Below are 20,589 nucleotides of genomic sequence, written 5' to 3'. Positions count from 1 at the left end.
TCGGACAGGCCCGAAGCGGGCAGCTAGGAATGACGATGTCTGAAGAACCACTTTCGCGCCCCTCCATCCATGATGTGAAGCCCATTGCGGTGCCAAAGGTCGGCCACTGGATCGGCGGCGTGGCGCTTGCGATCCTCGCCGTCGTCTTCCTTCAGGTGCTCGTCACCAACAAGAACATGCAGTGGAGCGTCGTCGCCGAGTATATGTTCAACCCGGCGATCCTTTCCGGTCTCGGCATGACGCTGCTCCTGACGGCGCTCGCCATGGTGCTGGGGCTGGCGATCGGCGTCGTGCTGGCCATCATGCGCCTGTCGGCCAGCAGCGTCTTCCAGTCGGTGAGCTGGGGCTGGATCTGGTTTTTCCGTGGCGTGCCGCCGCTGGTGCAGATGATCTTCTGGTACAATCTGGCACTTCTCCTGCCGGAGATCTCGATCGGTATTCCGTTCGGCGGGCCGAAGCTCATCTCCTGGAATACCAATGAACTCATCACGCCGTTCAGCGCCGCCATCATGGGCCTGGCCTTCACCGAAAGCGCCTATGCCGCCGAAATGATCCGCGCCGGCATTCAGGCGATCAATACCGGCCAGACGGAGGCCGCCGCGACGCTTGGGCTGACGCGCGGCCAGGCGCTTCGCCGTATCGTGCTGCCGCAGGCGCTGCGCATCGTCATCCCGCCGATCGGCAACGATACGATCTCGATGCTGAAATTCACCTCGCTCGTTTCCGTGCTGGCGCTGCCCGATCTGCTCTATTCCGCGCAGATGGTCTATGCGCGCACCTACCAGACCGTGCCGCTGCTTTTGGTCGCGACCATCTGGTATCTCGTGCTCACCACCATCCTGACGGCCGTGGAACATGCTGTCGAGCATCGATTGAAATCCGAACATCGCGCGGGTGAGAAGAAATCCGGCGGCATGTTCCGCCTGTTCGCGCGCCAACGGGAGGCCCAGGGATGAACGCCGAGATGATGATCGAACCGCTGCTGAAGGTCGAGCGCCTGCGCAAGAGTTTCGGCGCCCATGAAGTGTTGCGCGGCATCGATGTCGCGGTGATGCGCGGCGACGTGACCTGCATCGTCGGCCCTTCCGGTTCCGGCAAGAGCACGCTGCTTCGCTGCCTGAACTATCTCGAAAAGCCCACGGGCGGCGCCATCTTCCTCAATGGCGAGCCCGTCGGCGTGCGCTGGAAGGGCGACAAGCTCTATGAAATGAGCTTCAACGAACTGGCCCGCCAGCGCCAGCGCATGGGTATGGTGTTCCAGGGCTTCCATCTGTTTCCGCACAAGACCGTGCTCGAAAACGTCATCGAGGCCCCGGTTCTCGTCAAACGCGTTCCGCGGGCGACGGCAGTCCAGGAGGCGATGGTACTTCTGGAGCGCGTCGGCATGAAGGAGCGGGCGAGCTATTATCCCGCCCAGCTTTCCGGCGGGCAGCAGCAGCGCGCGGCAATCGCCCGTTCGCTGGCGATGAAGCCGGATGTAATGCTGTTCGACGAGCCGACCTCGGCGCTAGACCCGGAGCTTGTCGGTGAGGTCCTGGCCGTCATGCGCCAGCTCGCTGACGACGGCATGACCATGGTTGTCGTCACTCATGAAATGGGTTTTGCGCGCGATGTGGCCGACCATCTGATCTTCATGGATGGCGGGGTGATCGTGGAAGAAGGCCGGCCGGCGGACGTGCTGACGCGCCCGCAGCATGACCGCACGCGGGCGTTCCTGGCGCGCGTCCTGGCTGACGCGTAAAAGCGTCAGCCATAGGACCTCAACCGCGTGTCTGCGAAAGCGCGGATGCCGTGAAAAGGTCGAGATGGGCACCGCCGTTGTTCTTGAACACGGTGATCTGGCCGGCGCCGGTACGGCCTTCTCTTTTTCCCTGCGCGAGTTCGAAAAGATCGGCCTTCACGGCGTCCCAGGTGATGGCGCCCGATGCGACGGCCTGCGAAAGGTCGCCGCCGCCTTTCATGTTGTTGCGGCTGTCGACGAAGATCGTGCCGCGCACAAGGGCTGCATCATCCGCCTCCCGAAGCGTGGGCAGGTAAGCGCCGACAAGATCGAGATGGGTGCCGGGCCGCAGGAGCGCGCCCTTGACCAGTGCTGTATCCGACATTGTCACGCAGGACACGATATCGGCGCGGGCGACGGCGCCGTCGAGATCGTCGGTTACCGTCACGTCGATACCCGTTGCCCGAAGCTCGGCCGCCACGGCTTCGGCGCGGGCGGACGTGCGGTTCCAAATCGTGACCCTCCGCAACGACGGCCGGGCGGTCAGATGTGCTTCGGCAAAATGCGGCGCGAGAGCGCCGGCCCCGACGATCAGCAGGTCTTCCACATCCTCGCGGGCGAGAATGGCGGCGCCAAGGGCGGAGTCGGCGGCGGTCTTGCGCGCCGTCATGGCCGCGCCGTCGGCGACCAGCAGCGGTCCGCCGGTCTTGCCGTCAAACAGCGCTACCAGTCCCTGAACGGCGGGCTGCGGCGGCTCGAGATTCGCATTCTGCGGAAAGATGCCGACCATTTTCACGACGATCGGGCCGCCGAACGCCCAGCCGGGCAGGGTGACGAACTGTGCCTCGCCGCCGGCGGGATCGGATTGCACCACGACCTCGGAAGCAGGCATGCCGCCGAGATGCGCCTTGCGCAGGGCCGCGATCAGATACGGCCAGGGAAGCGCCGCGTGAACGGCAGCGGCGTCGAAAACATGCATGTCGAACCTTTCAGGTCTTGATCGTGTAGGTGACCAGATGGCTGGGGGTGACGAGCTGCGACAGGGCGAGCGGTCGGCCCTCGGCATCGGTGACGATCTTTTCGATGCGATAAACGGGCTGGGCGGCGCTGACGGCAAGGATGGAGCGCTCGCCGGCGGTGGCAAGGGCGACATCGATCTGCCGCTCGGCATGAGCCGGCTCGATGCCGGCTTTTTCGCGCAGCGCCGCGAAGAAGGAACCGCCGGCGGCGACCGGCTCGATCACGTCGGGAAAGCGCAGCGCATCGAACCAGAGCGTTTCAAGCGTCATCGGCCGGCCGTTATCCTCCAGCAGCCTGTCGAAGCGGATCAGTGCTTCGGCCTGCAGCCGGGCCCGGATGGCCGGGGCGTCCGGATTGTCGGAACGCGAGAGGATGCGGTGGCCGGCCCTCCGGCCGAACCCATCCATGGTCTCGGAAAAGCCTGACAGAGAGACCAGGGTCTGGCGTACCTTGGCCGGCATGACGATCGTGCCGCGGCCCTGCTGCCGCTGCAGGCGGCCATCGGCGCAAAGCTCTCCGATGGCGCGCCTGAGGGTGATCCGGCTGACCTCATAACGCGCCATCAACTCCGGTTCCGGAGGCAGGAAGCTGCCCTCGGCGAACTCGCCGGCATCGATGCCGGCGAGGATCGCGCGCCGGACCTGTTCATAGAGCGGCAAGAGATTCGCTTGGTCTTCCATCCGCTCTTCCAGGCTTTCTCAGTAGCTGATCTTTTTCATGTAGCGCCGCGCTTCCAGCATTTCGTGCTTGCGCAGGTCGGCGATCTTATAGGCGAAACGCCAGAGCGTGTCGAAGAAGATCAGCGGCACGACATTGCCCCGGAATTGCGGGTCGATGCCGGAGAGATCCAGCTTTTCGCCATCGAGAACCAGGATGTTCTCGGCCGAGCCGAAGCGGTGCAGGAATTCGTCGGCGCGCTGTTCGAGCGGCCGCGTGCTGTCGAGGCCCTTCAGGAGGATGAAGGCGCGGTCCTTGTCCAGCACCTCGAAGGGGCCGTGGAAGAACTCGTTGGCGTGGATCGCCTGGCTGTTGATCCACTGCATTTCCATGAGCACGCAGATGGCGAAGGAATAGGCCGCGCCGTAGCTCGCGCCGCTGGCGACGGTATAGATCACGTCCTCCTTGGCAAAGCGTGGCGCGTAGTCCTCAAACATCGGCGCGAAGGTTGCATGCGCCCGATCGATCGCCGGCTGCAGGGCGGCAAGGCTGCCGATCAGCGTCCCGGTCAGGTCTTCGCCGCCGGTCAGCGCCACGAGGCCCATGACGATCTGGTAGATCCGCGAATAGTTGCTGTCCTTGGCATCGATCGGCACGCCGGTCGTGTAGGGCGCTTCGAAGCCGACGACATGGTCGACCGCCCTGGCGAGCGGCGAGGCGGGCTCGACCGTCAGGCCGATGGTCTTGGCCCCCTTCGAACGGGCGAACTCGGCCGCGGCGGTGGTTTCCTTAGTGGTGCCGGTCATCGAGCAGAGAATAACCAGCGATTTCTTGTCGAGCGCACGCGGCGCGCGGGAGATGAACTCGGCGGCGTTGTAGACATCCGAGGGCAGCGGTGAATGCTGGTCGAGCAGGAACTTTGCCGGATGCATGATCGACAGCGAGCCGCCGCAGGCGACGAAGAACACATGCTTCACCGATTTTGCGTCAAGCGCGGAGAGCGCGGCAATGACGCCGGCATCGAAGGCAGAAGGGAGGGACATGGGTGAACCTTTCTATATGACGTTATAATACGTATTATAGCGCCGGCTTTGCCGTCAAGCGGTCTTGACACCATCGGCAAAATTTTGCGAACGTTCTCACATTCGGTGTGAAAATCTGTCGCTGTGGCGATGGCGGGGAGGTGAGCGTGAGCGGTGTCTACGACACACTCGTAGTCGGCGGCGGCATCATCGCCGCATCGGCAGGGCAGCACTTGGCGGCGGCCGGATATCGCACGTTGCTGGTAGAGCGCGATGACTATGGTGCGGGCACATCCAGCAGAACCTCGCGCCTGCAGCATTGCGGGCTCGGCTATCTCTCGGCCGCCAGCGGCTCGATCGCCACCTTTCTCGCCCATCCGCGCAGCGCCATCGAGTGCCTCAGCCTGATGCGCCGCGCGATGCAGGGGCGGGCGGAGTTTGTGCGCCTGGCGCCCGAGCGGGTAAAGCCCGTCACCTTCATCGTTCCGCTAACTCCGGAAAACGCCATTCCCCGTTGGAAGGCCCGGCTTGCCTTTCGCCTGATGACGGCCAGCGACGGCGGCCGGGTACCGCTCGACCTTCGCATTCTGTCTGCCGCGGAAGCGCGGGCGCATCCGGGGCTTCAGGGCATGGCGGGGTTACAGGATATCGGCGGAGCGATGACTTTCACCGAATACCAGTATCATTGGCCGGAGCGCATCGTTGTCGATACGATCATGAAGGCCCGGGCGATCGGCATGGAGGCGCTGAACCATACGGCGGTGACGGGGCTGGCGCGGGAGGGCGACTTCTGGCGGATTACACTGGAGGCAGCCAAGGGCTCGCGCGACGTTCTCGCGCGCGCCGTCGTCAATTGCGCCGGCGTTTGGGTCGACGAGATCACCGCTCTGGCCGGGGCGCCGCATCTTCGCAAGAATACCGGCGAAAAGGGCACGAATATCGTCGTTCGGCTACCAGGAAGCCTGCGCGGCATCGGTTTCGAGACCGTGACTGCGGCCGGCGCGCCCTTCTATTTGATCCCTTGGGGCGAACTTCATTATGCCGGGCCCTGGGATTCTATCTCGGACGGCAGGCCGGAAGGTTTTCGCGTTACGGAGGCCGAGATTGCGGCCATCCTAGATCAGATCGGCCGCCTGTTCCCGGGCTTCGGGCTGACGCGCGAGGATGTGCTCTATGCATGGGCGGGCGTGCGGCCGCGTAGTCTTGCCAATGACGGCAGGGGCTCCGCGCCCGCTGTTCGCGAGCATGACCTCACCGACGAAGGCCTGCCGAATGTCTTCACTTTCACCGGCGGGCTGCTGATGACCCATCGCGACGCCGGGCGGCGGCTGAGGCGCGCCGTTGCCCGCCGGCTGAAGCCGTCCGGCTCGCCACGCCCGCTGGACCTGCCTTTGCCGCCCCACCCGGATTTGCATTGTGTCACCGAAGCCTCGGTCGCCCATGCCGTCCTCAACGAGCAGGCATGCACGCTCTCGGACATCCTTCGCCGCCGCCTCTCCGTTGGCTGGGAGGCGGATCTCGGTCGACGCTATGCGGAAACGGCTGCCAAACTGGCGGCGCGACATCTCGGCTGGACGCCGGATGAGGCTGCGACGCAGGCCGCCGCCTTCATCGAGGAGACAATGACCGAATTCGGTCTCAGGACGCCTTAGCCTGGCAACAATACACGAATTTGTACGAAATCATGAGAGAACGTTCTCACAATACTTGAGAATTCTTTTATACAGGCAACCATTGGAGGAGTAGAGACATGGCACTGGATGAACGTAATATCAGCGTGATGAATTTCCACTATGTCCGGCATACGATGGATCGGTTTCTGGCCGATGTCTGCGAGGCCGGCGTCTCTCGCATCGAGCTTTGGGCCGCCGCGCCGCATTTCTATATCGGTGACAAGACGCTGGCCGATGCGCGGGCGCTGGGACGAAAAGTGCGGGGCATGGGCCTCGATATCGTCGCCCTCACGCCGGAGCAGTGCATCTATCCGATCAACATCTCAGCGAAGGAAGCGGAGCTGCGCGACCGTTCGGTGCGCTATTTCCTGGAATCCATGGAATTCGCCACCGAATGCGGTGCTCCGGCACTTCTGGTGACGGCAGGCGGCGGTTACCGCGACGAGCCTGCGGAACAGGCGCTGGAGCGCTGTGTCGATTCCATGGGCCTGCTCTGCGACCGCGCGCAAAAACTCGGCATCGATCTCTGGATGGAATCACTGCCGGATTCCTTTGCCAACATCATCCGCTCGGCCAGGGAAATCCGCAACCTGATGGACACGCTGAACAGCCCCGCGCTATATGCGGTCTATGACGTGGCAGGCGCGGTGATGACCCATGAGACGCCTCAGGATTATTTTACCCATCTCGCCGGCCGCGTCGCGCATGTGCATTTCACAGATTCCGATGCCGGTGGCAGTCATCTCGCCTGGGGCGACGGTATCATCGACCTCGACGAACTTACCGCCTATCTGCGCAGCCAAAATTACGAGGGCTCGCTGACGATCGAACTGACCAACTGGAAATACAATGTCGATCCCACCCCGCCCCTGAAACAGTGCATCGAGGCCATGCGCAAGGCCCTCGGTCCGGCTTAGGTGGTGCGGGCATGGAGGAGGAAAATCCAGCCGTTGCGCCAGCAGGAAGGGCCGATCCGCTGCTGCGACCGTTGCAGGTTGGCCGGCTCACCCTGCGCAACCGGATCATGAGCACCAGCCACGAGACCGCCCTCGACGAGGGCGGCCTTCCGCTCGACGCCTATCAGCGCTATCACGAGGAAAAGGCCAAGGGCGGGCTCGCGCTGACGATGTTCGGCGGCTCGGCGCGCATTTCCGCCGATACAAGCTGGGATGGCACGCAGCTCGACGTGTCGAGCGATGCGGTCGTCCCGGTGTTCCGCGCCTTCTCCGAACGCGTCCATCGCCATGGCGCGGCGCTGATGTGCCAGATCTCCCATGTCGGCCGGCGTGCCAACGCCACTGTCGGCGCCTGGCTTCCCGCGCTCGGCCCCTCCCATTCGCGGGAGGACTATAACCGCAGCTTTGCCCATGAAATGGACCGCCACGACATCGCGCGCATCGTGCGCGACTTCGGCCAGTCAGCGCGGCGCGCGCGGGAGGGCGGGCTTGACGGCATCGAGACGATGACCGGCGGCCATTTGATTGGGCAATTCCTGTCGCCGATGGTCAATCGCCGCACGGATGAGTTCGGCGGCTCCTTGGAAAACCGCATGCGCTTCCTGCGCATGGTCCACGAGGAGATCCGCCGGGAGGTCGGAAGCGATTATCCGGTGGGCATCCGCTACACGATCGATGAGGACCACAAGGACGGCTTGAGCTTCGCCGAGGCAGTTACGGTTGCCAACAGGCTGGAGCGGGAAGGGCTGGTCGATTTCTTCAACTGTATTTTCGGCCGGTTCGACACGCGTCTCAACCTGCTCGTCTACAACATTCCCGACATGACGGCCGCCTCCGCGCCGTGGCTGCATCAGGTCGGATCGTTCAAGGCGCAGACGGATCTTCCGGTCTTCCACGCCGCGAAGATTGCCGATGTCGCGACAGCGCGTTACGCGGTCGAAGCAGCGCTGGTCGATATGGTCGGCATGACGCGGGCGCACATGGCCGACCCCCAGATCGTCAACAAGCTGCGAGCAGGCCGGGAACAGGAAATCCGCCCCTGCGTGGGCGCTTCGCACTGTCTCTATCGCCCGGTGCATTGCATCCACAATCCGGCGACAGGTCGTGACACCTGGCTGCCGCAGGTGATCGAGCGCTCGCCGCAGGCGGGACGAAAGGCAGTCGTCGTCGGGGGCGGACCGGCGGGGCTGGAGGCGGCGCGGGTGCTTGCTGCGCGGGGACACCGGGTTGTACTGCTGGAGGCGGCCGATCGGCTTGGCGGGCAGCTGGTGCTGGCCGCGAGAACCAGGCTTCGTCGCGCCCTGATCGGCATCGTCGACTGGCGCGCCGCCGAACTGGAGCGGCTCGGCGTCGACGTTCGGCTGAATGTGTACGCGGAGGCGGCCGAGGTTCTTGCCGAACAACCCGACTTGGTTTTCGTCGCCACCGGCGGCATTCCGGATTTTGGTCCGGTCGCAGGCAGCGACCTTTGCCTCAGTGTCTCCGATGCGCTCGGCAATCCAATGCAGATCGCTGACGAGGTGCTGATCTACGACGCGACCGGACGCCATCCCGCACCCTCGGCTGCCGCGGAAATTGCCTCCGCGGGAAAGAGGGTGACATTCGTTGCCCGCGACCCCTCCGTCGCGCCGGAAATGGAGCACCATTCGAGCATCACCTATCGCAAGGCGCTCGCCGAACGGGATGTTCGGGTGCTGCTAGAATACGAATTGGTGTCGGTGAGCGTGCGGGAGGGGCGACGCGAGGTGGTGTTGCGCCACCTGCTGACTGGCCGGGAAATGCTCGAGACCCACGCACAGGTCATTGTCGAGCATGGCACCGTGCCGGTGAACGACCTTTTCGCGGAACTGCGCCCGCTCTCGGCAAATGATGGCGCCACGTCGGTCGAAAGCCTGCTGGGCGCCGCGCCTTTGCGCGCGCGGCCGCCCGCCGGCTTCGAGTTGCATCGGCTCGGCGACGCCGTCAGCAGCCGGTCGGTGCATGCCGCCATGTTGGATGCCCTGCGGCTCGCGGTACAGTTCTGAGGATGTCTCGATGTTATACGGGAGCGTCGGCGATGGAGGCACGATCGACGACTTCGGTGCGCAGGACGATGCGGCTGGCCTCGCCGCCCTTCCCGTTTAGTCGTTCGACCAGCAGCTTGGCCGCCGTCTCGCCGAGGCCATAGACGGGCTGGCGCACGACGGTAACGGGCGGCGTCGTGACGGACGTCCAGTCCGCATCGTGAAACGAGACCAGCGACAGGTCGTCCGGAATGCTGAGCCCAAGGTCACGGCAAACCTTGAACACTTCAAGGCCTATGACGCTGTCCGACGCGATGATGGCCGTCGGGCGATGTGCCGATTGCAGCATTGCGGTGACGATGCGATGCGTTTGTTCCGGCGTCGCGGCGCCGACATGCACCCAATCCTCCATGCCAATCAGGCCAGCTTCGCGACAGACGCCGAGAAACCCTTCGATGCGCCGGCGCACCGAGCCGGTATTGATGTCTCCCGCCGCATGGAAGCGGTGATCGGGCGTATCGCAGGCGGTGAGATAAGCGATGCGGTGATGACCAAGCGAGACGAGCCGGCGGGTAATGCCCTCAGCAGCGTGGCGGTCGTCGGCGATGACGGTATCGACGTCGAGTGCGTCGCTGCCGCGATCCAGCAACGCGAGCGGCAGGCCGGAGCGGGCGGCTTCGCGCAGATGCTCGACATCGCTCTCCTTGGCCGGCGAGACGATGAGGCCGTCGACGCGCTTTGCAAGCAAGGTTCTGATCGCCGCCTTTTCCGCGCCGACGTCTTCGCCCGAATTGATGAGGATGACGGTGAAGCCCGCTTGCCGGGCAACGTCGGTGATGCCGCGCACGGCGAGGCTGAAGAACGGGTTCTCGATATCGCCGACTACGACGCCGATCGTGCCAGAGCGGCCCGTCGTCATGCTGCGGGCGAGTTCGTTCGGTCGGTAATCGAGCGCGCGTGCAGCGGCGGTAACGGCCTCGCGTACCCGGTCGCTGACAGTTCCGTAACCGCCCAGAACGCGTGCGGCGGTCGCCTTCGAGACGCCGGCTTTATGCGCAACGTCGGCAACGGTGACGGAGGTGTTTCGCGGTGGGCTCTGATCCATGAACGGTAGCCTTACAAGAGATATTGACGACTGGCAAATGCGAAGATAACAATCGTCAAAAGCCAAAGAGACCGGTCTCTTTTATATTGAGACCGGTCTCAAGGAATAAGAAGCACAAATTCCAGCATGCGAGGCGCATCGGCTGGACGCGTGGCCCCATGCCGCCGTCCGGATGAGATTTCCTGCGTCTTGGAGACATCGCAGACACCACCAGAGGAGACGAAACGAGATGCGATTTACCGAAGTTCTCACTTCCCACTTTGCCCGGCTGCGTACCGGCGCCATCGCGGTTGCCCTTGGCGTGCTGGCAGGCGCCACGACACCGGCGCTCGCCCAGGACAATCCGCTGGGCCTCATCGATCCCGCCGTCATCAGCGTGGGGACGATGGGCGATGCCAAGCCCTATGCCTTCACCACCGCCGACGGCGGGTTTACCGGCTTCGATATCGAACTCTTCCTCAATGTCGCCGAGCGCCTGGGTTTCAAAAAGGAGCAGGTGATCTTCACGGGCCAAGAATTCTCCGCGCTGATGCCCTCGGTCGCCAACGGCCGCTTCGACGTTGCCGCCGCCGCCATCGGTACGACGGACAAGCGCAAGGAGACCGTCGACTTCTCGGATGGCTATCTCGCCGGCTTCCTGACCGTGCTGACGCCGGATGCCGCCATCACCGATGCGGCCGGGCTCAAGGGCAAGCGTCTTGGCGTGGTGCAGGGCACCCTGCAGGAAATCTATGCCGAGAAGAATTTCGCGGGCGCCGATCTGGTGAAGTTCCCCGACAACAATTCCGCCGTCTCCGCGCTCAATAACGGTACCGTCGATGCGCATTTCCTCGACTACGAGGCGGCAAAGGATTATGCGGCGCGCTATCCCGAGCTGAAGGTCGCCGTCAATATTCCGAGCTTCGACGCGCCGGCCGGTTTCGTCGTCCGCAAGGGCAACGATGCCCTGCGTGAGGCGCTGAACAAAGGCCTCAAGGCCGCCATGCAGGACGGCACCTGGAAAACCCTGCACGAAAAGTGGTTCCCCGGCACGCCGATGCCGGATGCCTATCTTCCCAAGCCGTGACGCCGCCTTGCCGGTCCGGCCTTTCCGGTCGGACCGGTCTTTCTTTCAAGGGACCTCCTGATGAACTGGCTTGAAAACCTGCGGCGCAGCTTCCTCGACTGGAACGCCATGGCCGAAGTCCTGCCGACCATGATCACGGTCGGTTTGAAGAACACGCTGATCCTTGCGGCGGCCTCGACGGTGCTCGGCGTCGTCATAGGCATGGTGCTGGCCATCATGGGCATTTCCCGTTCGCCCTGGCTGCGCATCCCCGCCCGCCTGTATACGGATATCTTCCGCGGCCTGCCGGCCATCGTCACCATCCTGCTGATCGGGCAGGGGTTCGCCCGCATCGGCCGCGAATTGTTCGGTCCGTCGCCTTATCCGCTCGGCATTCTCGCGCTCAGCCTGATCGCCGGCGCCTATATCGGCGAGATCTTCCGCTCGGGCATCCAGAGCGTCGATCGCGGACAGATGGAAGCCTGCCGGGCACTGTCGATGAGCTATGGGCAGGGCATGCGGCTTATCGTCGTGCCGCAGGGCGTGCGCCGCGTGCTGCCGGCCCTCGTCAACCAGTTCATCGGCAATGTGAAGGATTCGAGCCTCGTCTACTTCCTCGGCCTGCTGGCCTCCGAGCGCGAGATTTTTCGCGTGGGGCAAGACCAGGCCGTGGTGACCGGCAATCTTTCGCCGCTGCTGTTGGCCGGCGTCTTCTATCTCGTCGTCACCGTGCCGCTTACCCATGTCGTCAACGCCATCGACAACCGCCTGCGTGTGGGCAAGCAGCGCCCGGCGGTCATCACCAGCGGGCTGGAGGAGGTCAGCGAACTCGATGGTGCCGGCCGCACCTCCGGAACGACCTTCAAGGGGGGCAGTCTCGACGTTCGGAATCTCGGAATGGCCTATGGCGATCTGGACGTCCTCAAGGGCGTGGACCTCACCGTAAAGCCCGGCAGCGTCACCTGCATCATCGGTCCCTCCGGTTCCGGCAAGTCAACACTGCTGCGCGGGCTCAACCGCCTCGTCGAGCCGAAGAGCGGCGACATCCTCATCGATGGCGAGAGTATTCTTGCGATGAAGCCGGAGACCCTTCGCCGCCGCGTCGGCATGGTGTTCCAGCACTTCAATCTCTTTCCCGATCACACGGCGCTGGAAAACGTCATGCTCTCGCTGACGAAGATCAAGGGCCTGCCGAAGGCCGAGGCGGAGCGCGTCGCCAAGGCGCGCCTTGCCGATGTCGGCCTTGCGAGCCGGCAGCATCACCGGCCCGGCGGCCTCTCGGGCGGCCAGCAGCAGCGCGTCGCCATAGCCCGTGCGCTCGCCATGGAGCCGGAAGTCATCCTCTTCGACGAGGTGACGAGCGCCCTCGACCCGGAACTGGTCAAGGGCGTGCTCAACCTGATGGCCGATCTCGGCAAGCGCGGCATGACCATGGTCGTCGTCACGCACGAAATGGGCTTTGCCCGCCGCGTCGCCGATCAGGTCGTCTTCATGGACGAGGGACGTGTGGTGGAGGCGGGCACGCCTGCGGCAATCTTCGACAGCCCGCAGAGCCCGCGTCTCCAGCGCTTCCTTGCGGAAGTGCTCTGAGGCGGGAAGGAGGACACCATGACACCACGGATACGATGGGGCGTGCTCGGCTGCGCGAGCATCGCGGCGAAAGCGGTCATCCCCGCCATCCAGTCCAGCCGCCTCGGCCGCGTGACTGCCATTGCCTCGCGCGATCTGGACAGGGCCACGGAGATGGCGGCGCGCTTCGGCATTCCCAAGGCCCATGGCAGCTACGAGGATCTCCTGGCCGATCCCGAGATCGATGCGATCTACAACCCGCTACCCAATCACCTGCATGTGCCGCTGACGATCAGGGCGCTGGAACATGGCAAGCCGGTGCTCTGCGAAAAGCCGATCGCGCTGGATGCCGCACAGGCGATGGAGCTTGCGGCCGCGCAGAAGGCCGCCGGCCTGCCGGTCGCCGAAGCCTTCATGGTGCGCCATCACCCGCAATGGAAGACGGCGCGCGCATTGGTGAACGAGGGACGGCTCGGCGAGGTGAGGGCCATCCAGACGATCTTCTCCTATTATCTGGACGACCCGCGGAATGTGCGCAACCAAGCGGATATCGGCGGGGGCGGCCTGTTCGACGTCGGCTGCTACGCCGTAAACACCGCCCGCTTCCTGTTCGGCGCGGAGCCGCTGCGGGCGATCGCCTTGATGGAGAGGGATCCCGCCTTCGGCACGGACCGGCTGACGAGCGGGCTGCTGGCGTTTCCCGAGGGCCGGCAGCTTGCCTTCACATGTTCGACCCAGCTTGCCCTCACGCAGAAGGTCACGGTGCTCGGAACGCGGGCGCGCCTGGAAATCCCCATTCCCTTCAATGCGCCGGCCGATGCGCCGACCCGGCTCGTGCTGGACGACGGCCGCGATCTTGCCGGAGGCGGGCGCGAGGAGATCGCCATCGCACCCGTCGACCAGTACCGCGAGCAGGCCGATGCCTTCGCTGAAGCCGTGCTCTCCGGCACGCCGCTCGATATGGGGCTGAAGGATACGGTCGTCAACATGAAGGCGATCGACGCGCTCTTCCGCTCCGCCGTCAGCGGCCGCTGGGAAGAGCCTTGACAGCCTGATCCATCCGCATAACCAACCGACTGAAAGACACCACCATGACCGACAACACCATCTCTTCGGCAGTCATCATCGGCGCCGGCATTTTCGGCGTCTCCACGGGCGTCCAGCTTGCGCGGCGCGGCATCCGCGTGACCATTCTCAACGACGGCCCGCCGGCCAACGGGGCTTCCGGTCGCTCGCTCTCCTGGCTGAACTCGGCACGTATGCGCTCGGAACCCTATCACCACCTGCGCATGGCCGGCATCGACCGCTACCGCACGCTTGCGGCGCGGTTTCCGGATGCCGACTGGCTTCGCTTCGACGGCGGCCTGACCTGGGATGCCGACGACGCGCGCAACGAGATCGACGCGGCCTTTCGCTACGAAGTCTCGCTTGCCTACGATGCGCAGTGGCTTCCGGCCGCTGCCGTCGCCGGCGTCACGTCCGGCATCGATGCGCGCGCAATCACGCGGCAGGGCGCGATTTTCAATCCCGGTGAAGGCTGGGTCGACCTGCCGACGCTGATCGGCCTGCTTCTCAAGGAGTTTTCCGCGCTCGGGGGCGTGCTGGTGACCGAGCAAGGGGCCGCACGGGTCCTTGTCGAGGGCGGCCGGGCCGTCGGGGCCGAAACGGCAAAGGGTGGGCGCTTCCTCGCCAATGCCGTCGTGCTGGCGACCGGCCCCGCCGTGCCGAGGATGGCTGCGGAGAACGGCCAGACCATCGGCGACGGGACGCCGGTCGCCCTTCTGGTTCAGACCAGGCCGCTCGCCCATCCCTTGCGCGCCGTCTTGAACACGCCGCGTGTCGCCGTTCGTCCGGCGCCGGGCGGCAGCTTCTCGCTGGATGCTGACTGGGCGGCGGACGAGGGGGTGAGGCTGCGCGCGGATGGTGGCTACCACATTGACGAGGCCGTCGTGGATGCCTTGCTGACCGAGGCCGCGAAGGTGATGGAGGGCAATCCGAAGCTTGAGGTCGCCTCCATAGGCGTTGGCGGCAAGCCGATCCCCGGTGATGGCGAACCTGTTGTCGGCGCGTTGAAGGCCATCCCGGGCTACTACGTCGCCTTCAGCCACAGCGGGGCAACGCTCGGCCTCATCGTTGGCGAACTGCTGGCTCACGAAATCGCGACGGGCGCCGAGCATCCCATGCTTGCAACCTTCCGGCCGGAGCGTTTTGCGTCGCGATAGGCGAACGGGAGAGCCCCGCCGTAAATGGCGGGGCCGGATGTTGCGACCTGTCCTCTGTATTTGCGTGCTGCAGAGGCCCTATGCGAACCGAAAACCCGCAGCTACAAGGGGGCCTTGTAAGGCTCCTGTTGTATGATCGAAGGGTGACATGGTTCGCAAACGCGCGACTTTGAAGGATGTGGCGGCGCTCGCCAATGTGTCGCGCGCAACGGCCGCCCGGGCTCTCAACAGTTACGGCTATGTTGGCGACGAGACCGCCCAGAAGGTTCAGGCGGCGGCGGAAAAGCTGGGATACCGTGGCAATCGCCTGGCGCAGGCGCTGCGCAACGGCCAATTGCCGATCGTCGGCTGTATCCTCGGCGACATCCAGAATCCGTTCTTCGCTCGGATCGCCCATGATATCGAGGTTCTTGCGCGCGAATGCGGGCACAACCTCGTGATCGGCAGCAGCGAGGAGGAGCTGGACCAGGAGATTTCGCTTCTGTCGAGCCTGCGCTCACTGTCGATACGCGGCTTCATCGTGGCGCCGACCTCAGCGACGAACAACGCCCACCTTCAAAGCCTGAACCTCGAGAACGTGCCTCTCGTCCTGATCGACCGTGTTGCCGAGGACGTCGAGAGCGACCATGTGGTGGTGGATAATGAAGGGGGCGCGCGCAAGGCGGTGGAATATCTCATCGCCATGGGCCATCGCCGCATCGGCCTGCTGCAGGACGATATGCGCATCTTCACCTCGCGCGAGCGCATGACCGGCTACCGGACTGCACTTGCTGCCAGCGGCATCGCACCGGACGACCGGCTGATCGCCGTTTCACAATCCACGGTAGAGCATGCCGTTGACGCGACCATACGGCTCTTCAGTCAGAAGATGCCTCCGACGGCGCTCTTCACGGTCGACAGCCTGATGACGCAGGGCGCTCTTCTTGCCTTCCGTTCGATGGGAATCTCCATTCCCCACGACGTCTCGCTGATCGGTTTCGACGACTTCAATCTGGCGACATTTACCGATCCGCAGATCACTGTCGTCTCGCAACCGGTTTCCGAAATCGGGCGGGCGGCCGCGCGGCTTCTGTTTGACCGGCTCTCCGGAAAAAGCGATCCGCCACAGAAAATCCGCTTTGAAACCAAGCTGATAGTTCGCGGCTCCGTCAGCCGCCACAGCGCCGGTTAACGGGCAAAAACGACCTCCCATAATTTTTTGACGCCCTACTTGTCAGGGGGAATTTCTTGTGCGCTAAATATGTGTGAGATCGATCTCACATTGTCTCAAGGATCACTGCGTGAAGACGTCAGCTCGCTTCGAGGACGATTGCGGAGCGCAAAACGGGAAGGTTCAAATGCTCAATTTCGATAGGGATCGCTTTGTAAAGATCCAAAGCGGCGCGGTTGCAATCGCCAAGGACGTGCGTGTCCTGATGCGCGAACTGCTGGACGGCGGTCTGGAACGCATCTTCTTCATGGGGACCGGCGGCGTGCAGTTTCTGACCCAGCCGGCCATCGAGCTTGCACGCAACGCAACGCTCTTCCCGGTTTCGGCCGCCTATTCCGCACAGGTCGTTCTGGAGCCGCCGGCAGGCCTCGACGACAAGGCGCTGGTCGTGCTGCCGTCGCTCTCCGGCACCACCAAGGAGAGCGTGCAGCTTCTCGCCTTCCTGAAGGAGCGCGGCGTGAAGACGCTGTCGCTCACCGGCCACAAGGATACGCCGCTCGGCCGTGACGCCGACCACAACTTCACCAACTTCGCCGAGGACGATACGTCTTCGGAATCCTTCTATCTCCAGACCCTGCTCATCGTGCTCGCCCTGCTGGCCGAGCGCGGCGAATACGCCGATTTCGATGCGACGGTCGGCGAACTGGCGCTGCTGCCGGCACTGCTGGTTTCGGTGAAGGAAGGCTACGAGGCCGAGGCCGCCGCGCTCGCCCGGGAAATCAAGGACGAGACCTACCACATCTTTACCGGCGCCGGCTCGGTCTGGCCGGAAGCGCACTACTACGGCATGTGCATTCTGGAGGAGATGCAATGGATCCGCACCCGCCCCGTGCAGGCATCCGACTTCTTCCACGGAACGCTGGAACTGGTGGAGCCGGGCGTCAGCCTCTTCGTCTTCAAGGGCGAGGATGCCTTCCGTCCGCTGACGGACCGCGTGGAGAACTTCGCCAAGCGCTACACCGACAAGGTGCGCGTTCTCGACGCGGCCTCCGCCAAGCTTCCGGGCGTCTCGGCCAAGACGCGCGGCCTCATCTCGCCGATCGTCCTGGCGACCATGCTGGAGCGCCTGAGCGCCCATCTGGAAGTGCTGCGCGATCACCCGCTGACCACGCGCCGCTACTACAAGCGTGTCGAATACTGAGATCTTCCGGTCCGGCGGCGACGCCGGACCGGTTGCCTGACGCATGCTGACGTAACGAAAACAAGAGAGGAACTGCGAAATGAAAGCCAATACGTTCTTGAGCACGACCAGCCTTGCGGCAATCGCGACCGCCGCCTTCGTCATCGGCAGCGTCGGTGCTGCATCTGCAGCCGAGCCGGTCATCGCCGGTCCCAATGCGACGGTCGACTATTCGGGCACGGTCAGCGTGCTGACCAAATTCGGTCTGCAACAGCTTTCTCCCTTCTTCGTCGATGCCGCCAGGGACTATGAAAAGCTTCATCCCGGCGTGAAAGTCGAGCTCATCCAGGAGAGCGACGACAGCGTGAAGGGCAAGACCAAGGCGCTCGTCGCCTCCAATTCGCTGCCGGACGTCTACTTCACCTGGACGGGAAGCTGGGGTGAGAATTTCGCGCGCGGAAACCGCGCCGTCGATCTGACCCCGGTCATCGGCCCCGACACCGAATGGGGCAAGACGCTTGCGACCGCTGCCGTCTCCGCCTTCCAGTACAATGGCAAGCTTTACGGCATTCCGCTTTATCTCGACGCCAAGTTCATGGGCTACAACAAGAGCCTGTTCGAAAAGGCGGGCGTCGCCGAACCCAAGACCTTCGAGGACCTGCTCAGCGCCTGCGCCGCCCTGAAGAAATCCGGCGTCACGCCGGTCTCCTTCGGCAACAAGGAAGGCTGGCCGGGCGTGCACTATGCCGGACAGCTGCTGGCCTACAACGTACCGCAGGCGACGCTCGAAAAGGATTTCGTCCCTGCCACCGCCGAATTCGCCGATCCCGGCTATGTCGCCAGCCTGACGCAGTTCAAGCAGCTCATCGACGAGTGCTCCGATGGTTCGGGCACGAACGGCTCGTCCTATGCATCGGCTCTGCAGCAGTTCAGCAACGGCAAGTCCGCCATGTACTATCAGGAGATCATCGAATTCGATCAGTCGACCGCGGACGGCGCGTTGAACCGGGACGATTTCGGCTTCTTCACGCTTCCCGTGCCGAAGGACGCGAAGGGTGATCCCAAGGCTGTCGAAGGCGCGCCGGAAGGCTACATGATCAATGCGGCATCCAAGAACATCCCGCTTGCGATCGACTTCATGCGTTTCGTGACCTCGGCGGCAAACGGCAAGGTTCTCTCCGCGCCGCCTTACGGCCAGCCGAGCGCGACAGTCGGCGGATATTCGGCGGAAGCCATGAACCCGGCCGTGGTCGATGGTCTCAAGGTGATCGCCGGCGCCTCCTACCTGATGCCCTGGCTCGATACGGCCAACCCGCCGCGTGTGGCGTCCGCCTGGCTTTCCGGCCTCCAGGCGTTGATCGGCGGCTCGATGACACCCGAAGAGGTCATGGAGCGGGTCAAGGAAGCGGCGGCTTCGTCCAAGTGAGGATCGGCCTGAAATGACTGTCATGAAGCATGAGCAGAAGGGTGAAGCCGTCAAAATCGGCTTCACCGGGCCGGACCGGGCGGAAAGCAACCGGTTCCGCCCGCTGGCCGGGATCCTGTCGTTTCGCTGGGTGCTGGTCGCCTTCGTCCTGATCCTCTGGTTCGTCTATTATCCCATCATCGACAATTTCGTCGTCAGCACGAAGAACCAGGACATCTTCACCGGCGAGACGGCCTTTATCGGCCTGGAAAATTACCGTCGCCTGCAAGGCGACCCGGTGGTCTGGACGGCGATCGTCAACAACACGCTCTATGCCGTCATCTCCGTCGTCTTCCAGGTGTTCGGTGCCTTCATTCTGGCGGCGCTGATCGAGGGGCTTGCCGAGGAAAAATGGCGCCGCTTCTGGCGCGCCGTCTACTTCATTCCCTCGGCCATCTCGATCACCGTCACCGGCCTTCTCTTCTACTTCATCTACCAGCCCGACATCGGCCTCCTGGATTCGGCATTGGCACAGGTCGGCCTGGCGCAGTGGTCGCGCGCCTGGCTCGGCGAGGAGGGGACCGCAATCTACGCCATCATCGCCATGAGCCAGTGGCAGGGCTTCGGCTATTCCACCCTGCTTTTCGCCATCGCGATCCAGAAGATCCCGCGCGAACTCTACGACGCGGCGATCATGGACGGGGCGGGGACCTGGCGGCGCCTGTGGAACATCACCTTTCCGCTGACCCGTGAAATGACCGGCCTCATGGTGATCGTCACCATCACCGGCGCGTTTCAGGTGTTCAACGAGGTCATGGTGATGACCGGCGGCGGGCCGAACAACAGCAGTCAGGTGCTCGGCACATGGCTTTACCAGCAGGGCTTCATCGAAAACGACTTCGGCTACGGCGCGGCGATCGCATCGGTGATCTTCGTCATCACGCTCCTGACCGGCTTCGCGCAGCTCTGGTACACGAAAAGACGGAGGGTCGAGCTGTGAGCCTCGCCTATGACACCCGGGAAACCGAGCGCACCGACTTCGTCGCCGTGCTGGCGAAAGTCTGCCTCGTGACCTTCCTCATCAGCCTCGGCATCCTCGTCCTGTATCCACTGTTCTGGATGGCGCTGAACGGCTTCAAGACCAATGCCGAAATCTTCGGCAATCCCTTCGCGCTGCCGAGCGGTTTCGGCATTGCGAACTACATTTCGGCCTGGAACCAGGGCATCCGCAACTACATCGCGACCAGCGTCATCGTCACGCTCGCATCGGCCAGCTGCACGGTGTTGGTCAGTGCGTGGACGGCTTATGGCCTCACCCGCTCGAAACTGCCGGGAAAACCGTTCTTCGTCGGCATCGTGCTCGGCGGCCTCATGCTCAGCCCGACGGTCGCCGTGATCCCGCTGGTGCGCATGATGCAGGACCTCGGCCTCTACAATACCTACTGGGCGCTCATCATTCTCTACACCGCCTTCCGCATTCCCTTCACGACCTTCCTGATCCGCGCCTATATGCTGGGGCTACCGCGGGACCTCGATGAGGCTGCCATCATGGACGGTGCCAGCGAAGGCCAGATCTTCTGGAAAGTGACGCTGCCGCTGTGCAAGCCGATCCTGGTCTCCTGCGTCATCCTGCATGTGCTCTTCGCCTGGAACGAATATCTCTTCGCGATGATCTTCACCAGCGGCGCGGATCTGCAGACGCTGCCCGTCGGCCTCACCTCGATCATGGCAAAACACGGCACCAACTACGCGGTCGTCTTTGCCGCCATGACACTCTCGGCACTCCCCATCGTCATCACCTTCTTTGCGGCTCAGCGCTTCTTCATCCGCGGGCTGGCCGAAGGCATCGGAAAATAGGGCAG

General features: G+C 63.7%; 18 protein-coding genes. 14 read left to right on the top strand and 4 right to left on the bottom strand.

Translation table 11 applies throughout. The annotated features are described in order from the left end of the window. Window positions 1-35: 35 nt before the first annotated feature. Complete coding sequence (locus J5286_RS11400) at window positions 36-956, top strand: amino acid ABC transporter permease (RefSeq protein ID WP_023516380.1); 921 nt, start codon at window positions 36-38, stop codon at window positions 954-956. Beyond that, the gene (locus J5286_RS11395; RefSeq protein ID WP_245205841.1) at window positions 953-1,741 is read left to right on the top strand and encodes an amino acid ABC transporter ATP-binding protein; all 789 of its coding nucleotides are present in this window, start codon (window positions 953-955) and stop codon (window positions 1,739-1,741) included. The genes J5286_RS11400 and J5286_RS11395 overlap by 4 nt, the downstream gene beginning before the upstream one ends. A 19-nt stretch (window positions 1,742-1,760) precedes the next feature. Here the strand turns inward: J5286_RS11395 and J5286_RS11390 are convergent, their stop codons facing one another. Genes J5286_RS11390 through J5286_RS11380 form a run of 3 tightly spaced genes read right to left on the bottom strand, consistent with a single transcriptional unit; the run spans window position 1,761 to window position 4,440 of the window. Further along, window positions 1,761-2,699, bottom strand: coding sequence for an ornithine cyclodeaminase (locus tag J5286_RS11390; protein WP_209190424.1), 939 nt, complete (start codon window positions 2,697-2,699; stop codon window positions 1,761-1,763). Window positions 2,700-2,709: 10 nt separating this feature from the next. Continuing rightward, window positions 2,710-3,420 (bottom strand): GntR family transcriptional regulator, encoded by a 711-nt coding sequence (locus tag J5286_RS11385; protein ID WP_209190423.1) that lies wholly within the window; start codon window positions 3,418-3,420, stop codon window positions 2,710-2,712. A gap of 18 nt (window positions 3,421-3,438) precedes the next feature. After that, on the bottom strand, window positions 3,439-4,440 hold the full coding sequence (locus tag J5286_RS11380) for an SIS domain-containing protein (RefSeq protein WP_209190422.1): 1,002 nt from the start codon (window positions 4,438-4,440) through the stop codon (window positions 3,439-3,441). Window positions 4,441-4,586: 146 nt separating this feature from the next. On the opposite strand from J5286_RS11380, the gene J5286_RS11375 reads away from it, so the two are divergent. The 3 genes from J5286_RS11375 (at window position 4,587) to J5286_RS11365 (ending at window position 9,072) form a co-directional block, all read left to right on the top strand. After that, entirely contained in the window at window positions 4,587-6,071 is a 1,485-nt protein-coding gene (locus J5286_RS11375) for an FAD-dependent oxidoreductase (protein ID WP_209190421.1), read from the top strand. Window positions 6,072-6,169: 98 nt separating this feature from the next. Beyond that, window positions 6,170-7,009 (top strand): sugar phosphate isomerase/epimerase family protein, encoded by an 840-nt coding sequence (locus J5286_RS11370; RefSeq protein WP_023516374.1) that lies wholly within the window; start codon window positions 6,170-6,172, stop codon window positions 7,007-7,009. Window positions 7,010-7,020: 11 nt separating this feature from the next. After that, entirely contained in the window at window positions 7,021-9,072 is a 2,052-nt protein-coding gene (locus J5286_RS11365; RefSeq protein ID WP_209190420.1) for an NADH:flavin oxidoreductase, read from the top strand. Window positions 9,073-9,085: 13 nt separating this feature from the next. Here the strand turns inward: J5286_RS11365 and J5286_RS11360 are convergent, their stop codons facing one another. Next, complete coding sequence (locus J5286_RS11360) at window positions 9,086-10,156, bottom strand: LacI family DNA-binding transcriptional regulator (protein WP_209190419.1); 1,071 nt, start codon at window positions 10,154-10,156, stop codon at window positions 9,086-9,088. 229 nt (window positions 10,157-10,385) lie between these two features. Between J5286_RS11360 and J5286_RS11355 the strand changes: the two genes are divergently transcribed. The 9 genes from J5286_RS11355 to J5286_RS11315 all read left to right on the top strand — a co-directional run bounded on the left by J5286_RS11355 (window position 10,386) and on the right by J5286_RS11315 (window position 20,584). Next, complete coding sequence (locus J5286_RS11355) at window positions 10,386-11,222, top strand: ABC transporter substrate-binding protein (RefSeq protein WP_209190418.1); 837 nt, start codon at window positions 10,386-10,388, stop codon at window positions 11,220-11,222. A 60-nt stretch (window positions 11,223-11,282) separates the two neighbouring features. Then, a complete protein-coding gene (locus tag J5286_RS31530; protein WP_209190417.1) occupies window positions 11,283-12,791 on the top strand; it encodes an amino acid ABC transporter permease/ATP-binding protein in 1,509 nt (502 codons plus the stop codon). A gap of 18 nt (window positions 12,792-12,809) precedes the next feature. Beyond that, window positions 12,810-13,817 (top strand): Gfo/Idh/MocA family protein, encoded by a 1,008-nt coding sequence (locus J5286_RS11345; protein WP_209190416.1) that lies wholly within the window; start codon window positions 12,810-12,812, stop codon window positions 13,815-13,817. A 44-nt stretch (window positions 13,818-13,861) separates the two neighbouring features. Further along, window positions 13,862-14,992, top strand: a complete 1,131-nt coding sequence (locus J5286_RS11340) for an NAD(P)/FAD-dependent oxidoreductase (protein WP_209190415.1) — start codon at window positions 13,862-13,864, stop codon at window positions 14,990-14,992. 148 nt (window positions 14,993-15,140) lie between these two features. Continuing rightward, window positions 15,141-16,163 (top strand): LacI family DNA-binding transcriptional regulator, encoded by a 1,023-nt coding sequence (locus J5286_RS11335; RefSeq protein WP_209190414.1) that lies wholly within the window; start codon window positions 15,141-15,143, stop codon window positions 16,161-16,163. 166 nt (window positions 16,164-16,329) lie between these two features. After that, the gene (locus J5286_RS11330) at window positions 16,330-17,343 is read left to right on the top strand and encodes an SIS domain-containing protein (protein WP_209215346.1); all 1,014 of its coding nucleotides are present in this window, start codon (window positions 16,330-16,332) and stop codon (window positions 17,341-17,343) included. A 79-nt stretch (window positions 17,344-17,422) separates the two neighbouring features. Next, on the top strand, window positions 17,423-18,748 hold the full coding sequence (locus J5286_RS11325) for an ABC transporter substrate-binding protein (RefSeq protein WP_209190412.1): 1,326 nt from the start codon (window positions 17,423-17,425) through the stop codon (window positions 18,746-18,748). A gap of 13 nt (window positions 18,749-18,761) precedes the next feature. Beyond that, window positions 18,762-19,727 (top strand): carbohydrate ABC transporter permease, encoded by a 966-nt coding sequence (locus J5286_RS11320; RefSeq protein ID WP_209190411.1) that lies wholly within the window; start codon window positions 18,762-18,764, stop codon window positions 19,725-19,727. After that, window positions 19,724-20,584 (top strand): carbohydrate ABC transporter permease, encoded by an 861-nt coding sequence (locus J5286_RS11315; protein WP_209190410.1) that lies wholly within the window; start codon window positions 19,724-19,726, stop codon window positions 20,582-20,584. The genes J5286_RS11320 and J5286_RS11315 overlap by 4 nt, the downstream gene beginning before the upstream one ends. Window positions 20,585-20,589 lie beyond the last annotated feature (5 nt).

It is taken from the genome of Rhizobium sp. 16-488-2b, assembly GCF_017741815.1.
Classification (GTDB): Bacteria; Pseudomonadota; Alphaproteobacteria; order Rhizobiales; family Rhizobiaceae; genus Rhizobium.
This window is presented reverse-complemented; position numbering and strand designations above follow the sequence as displayed.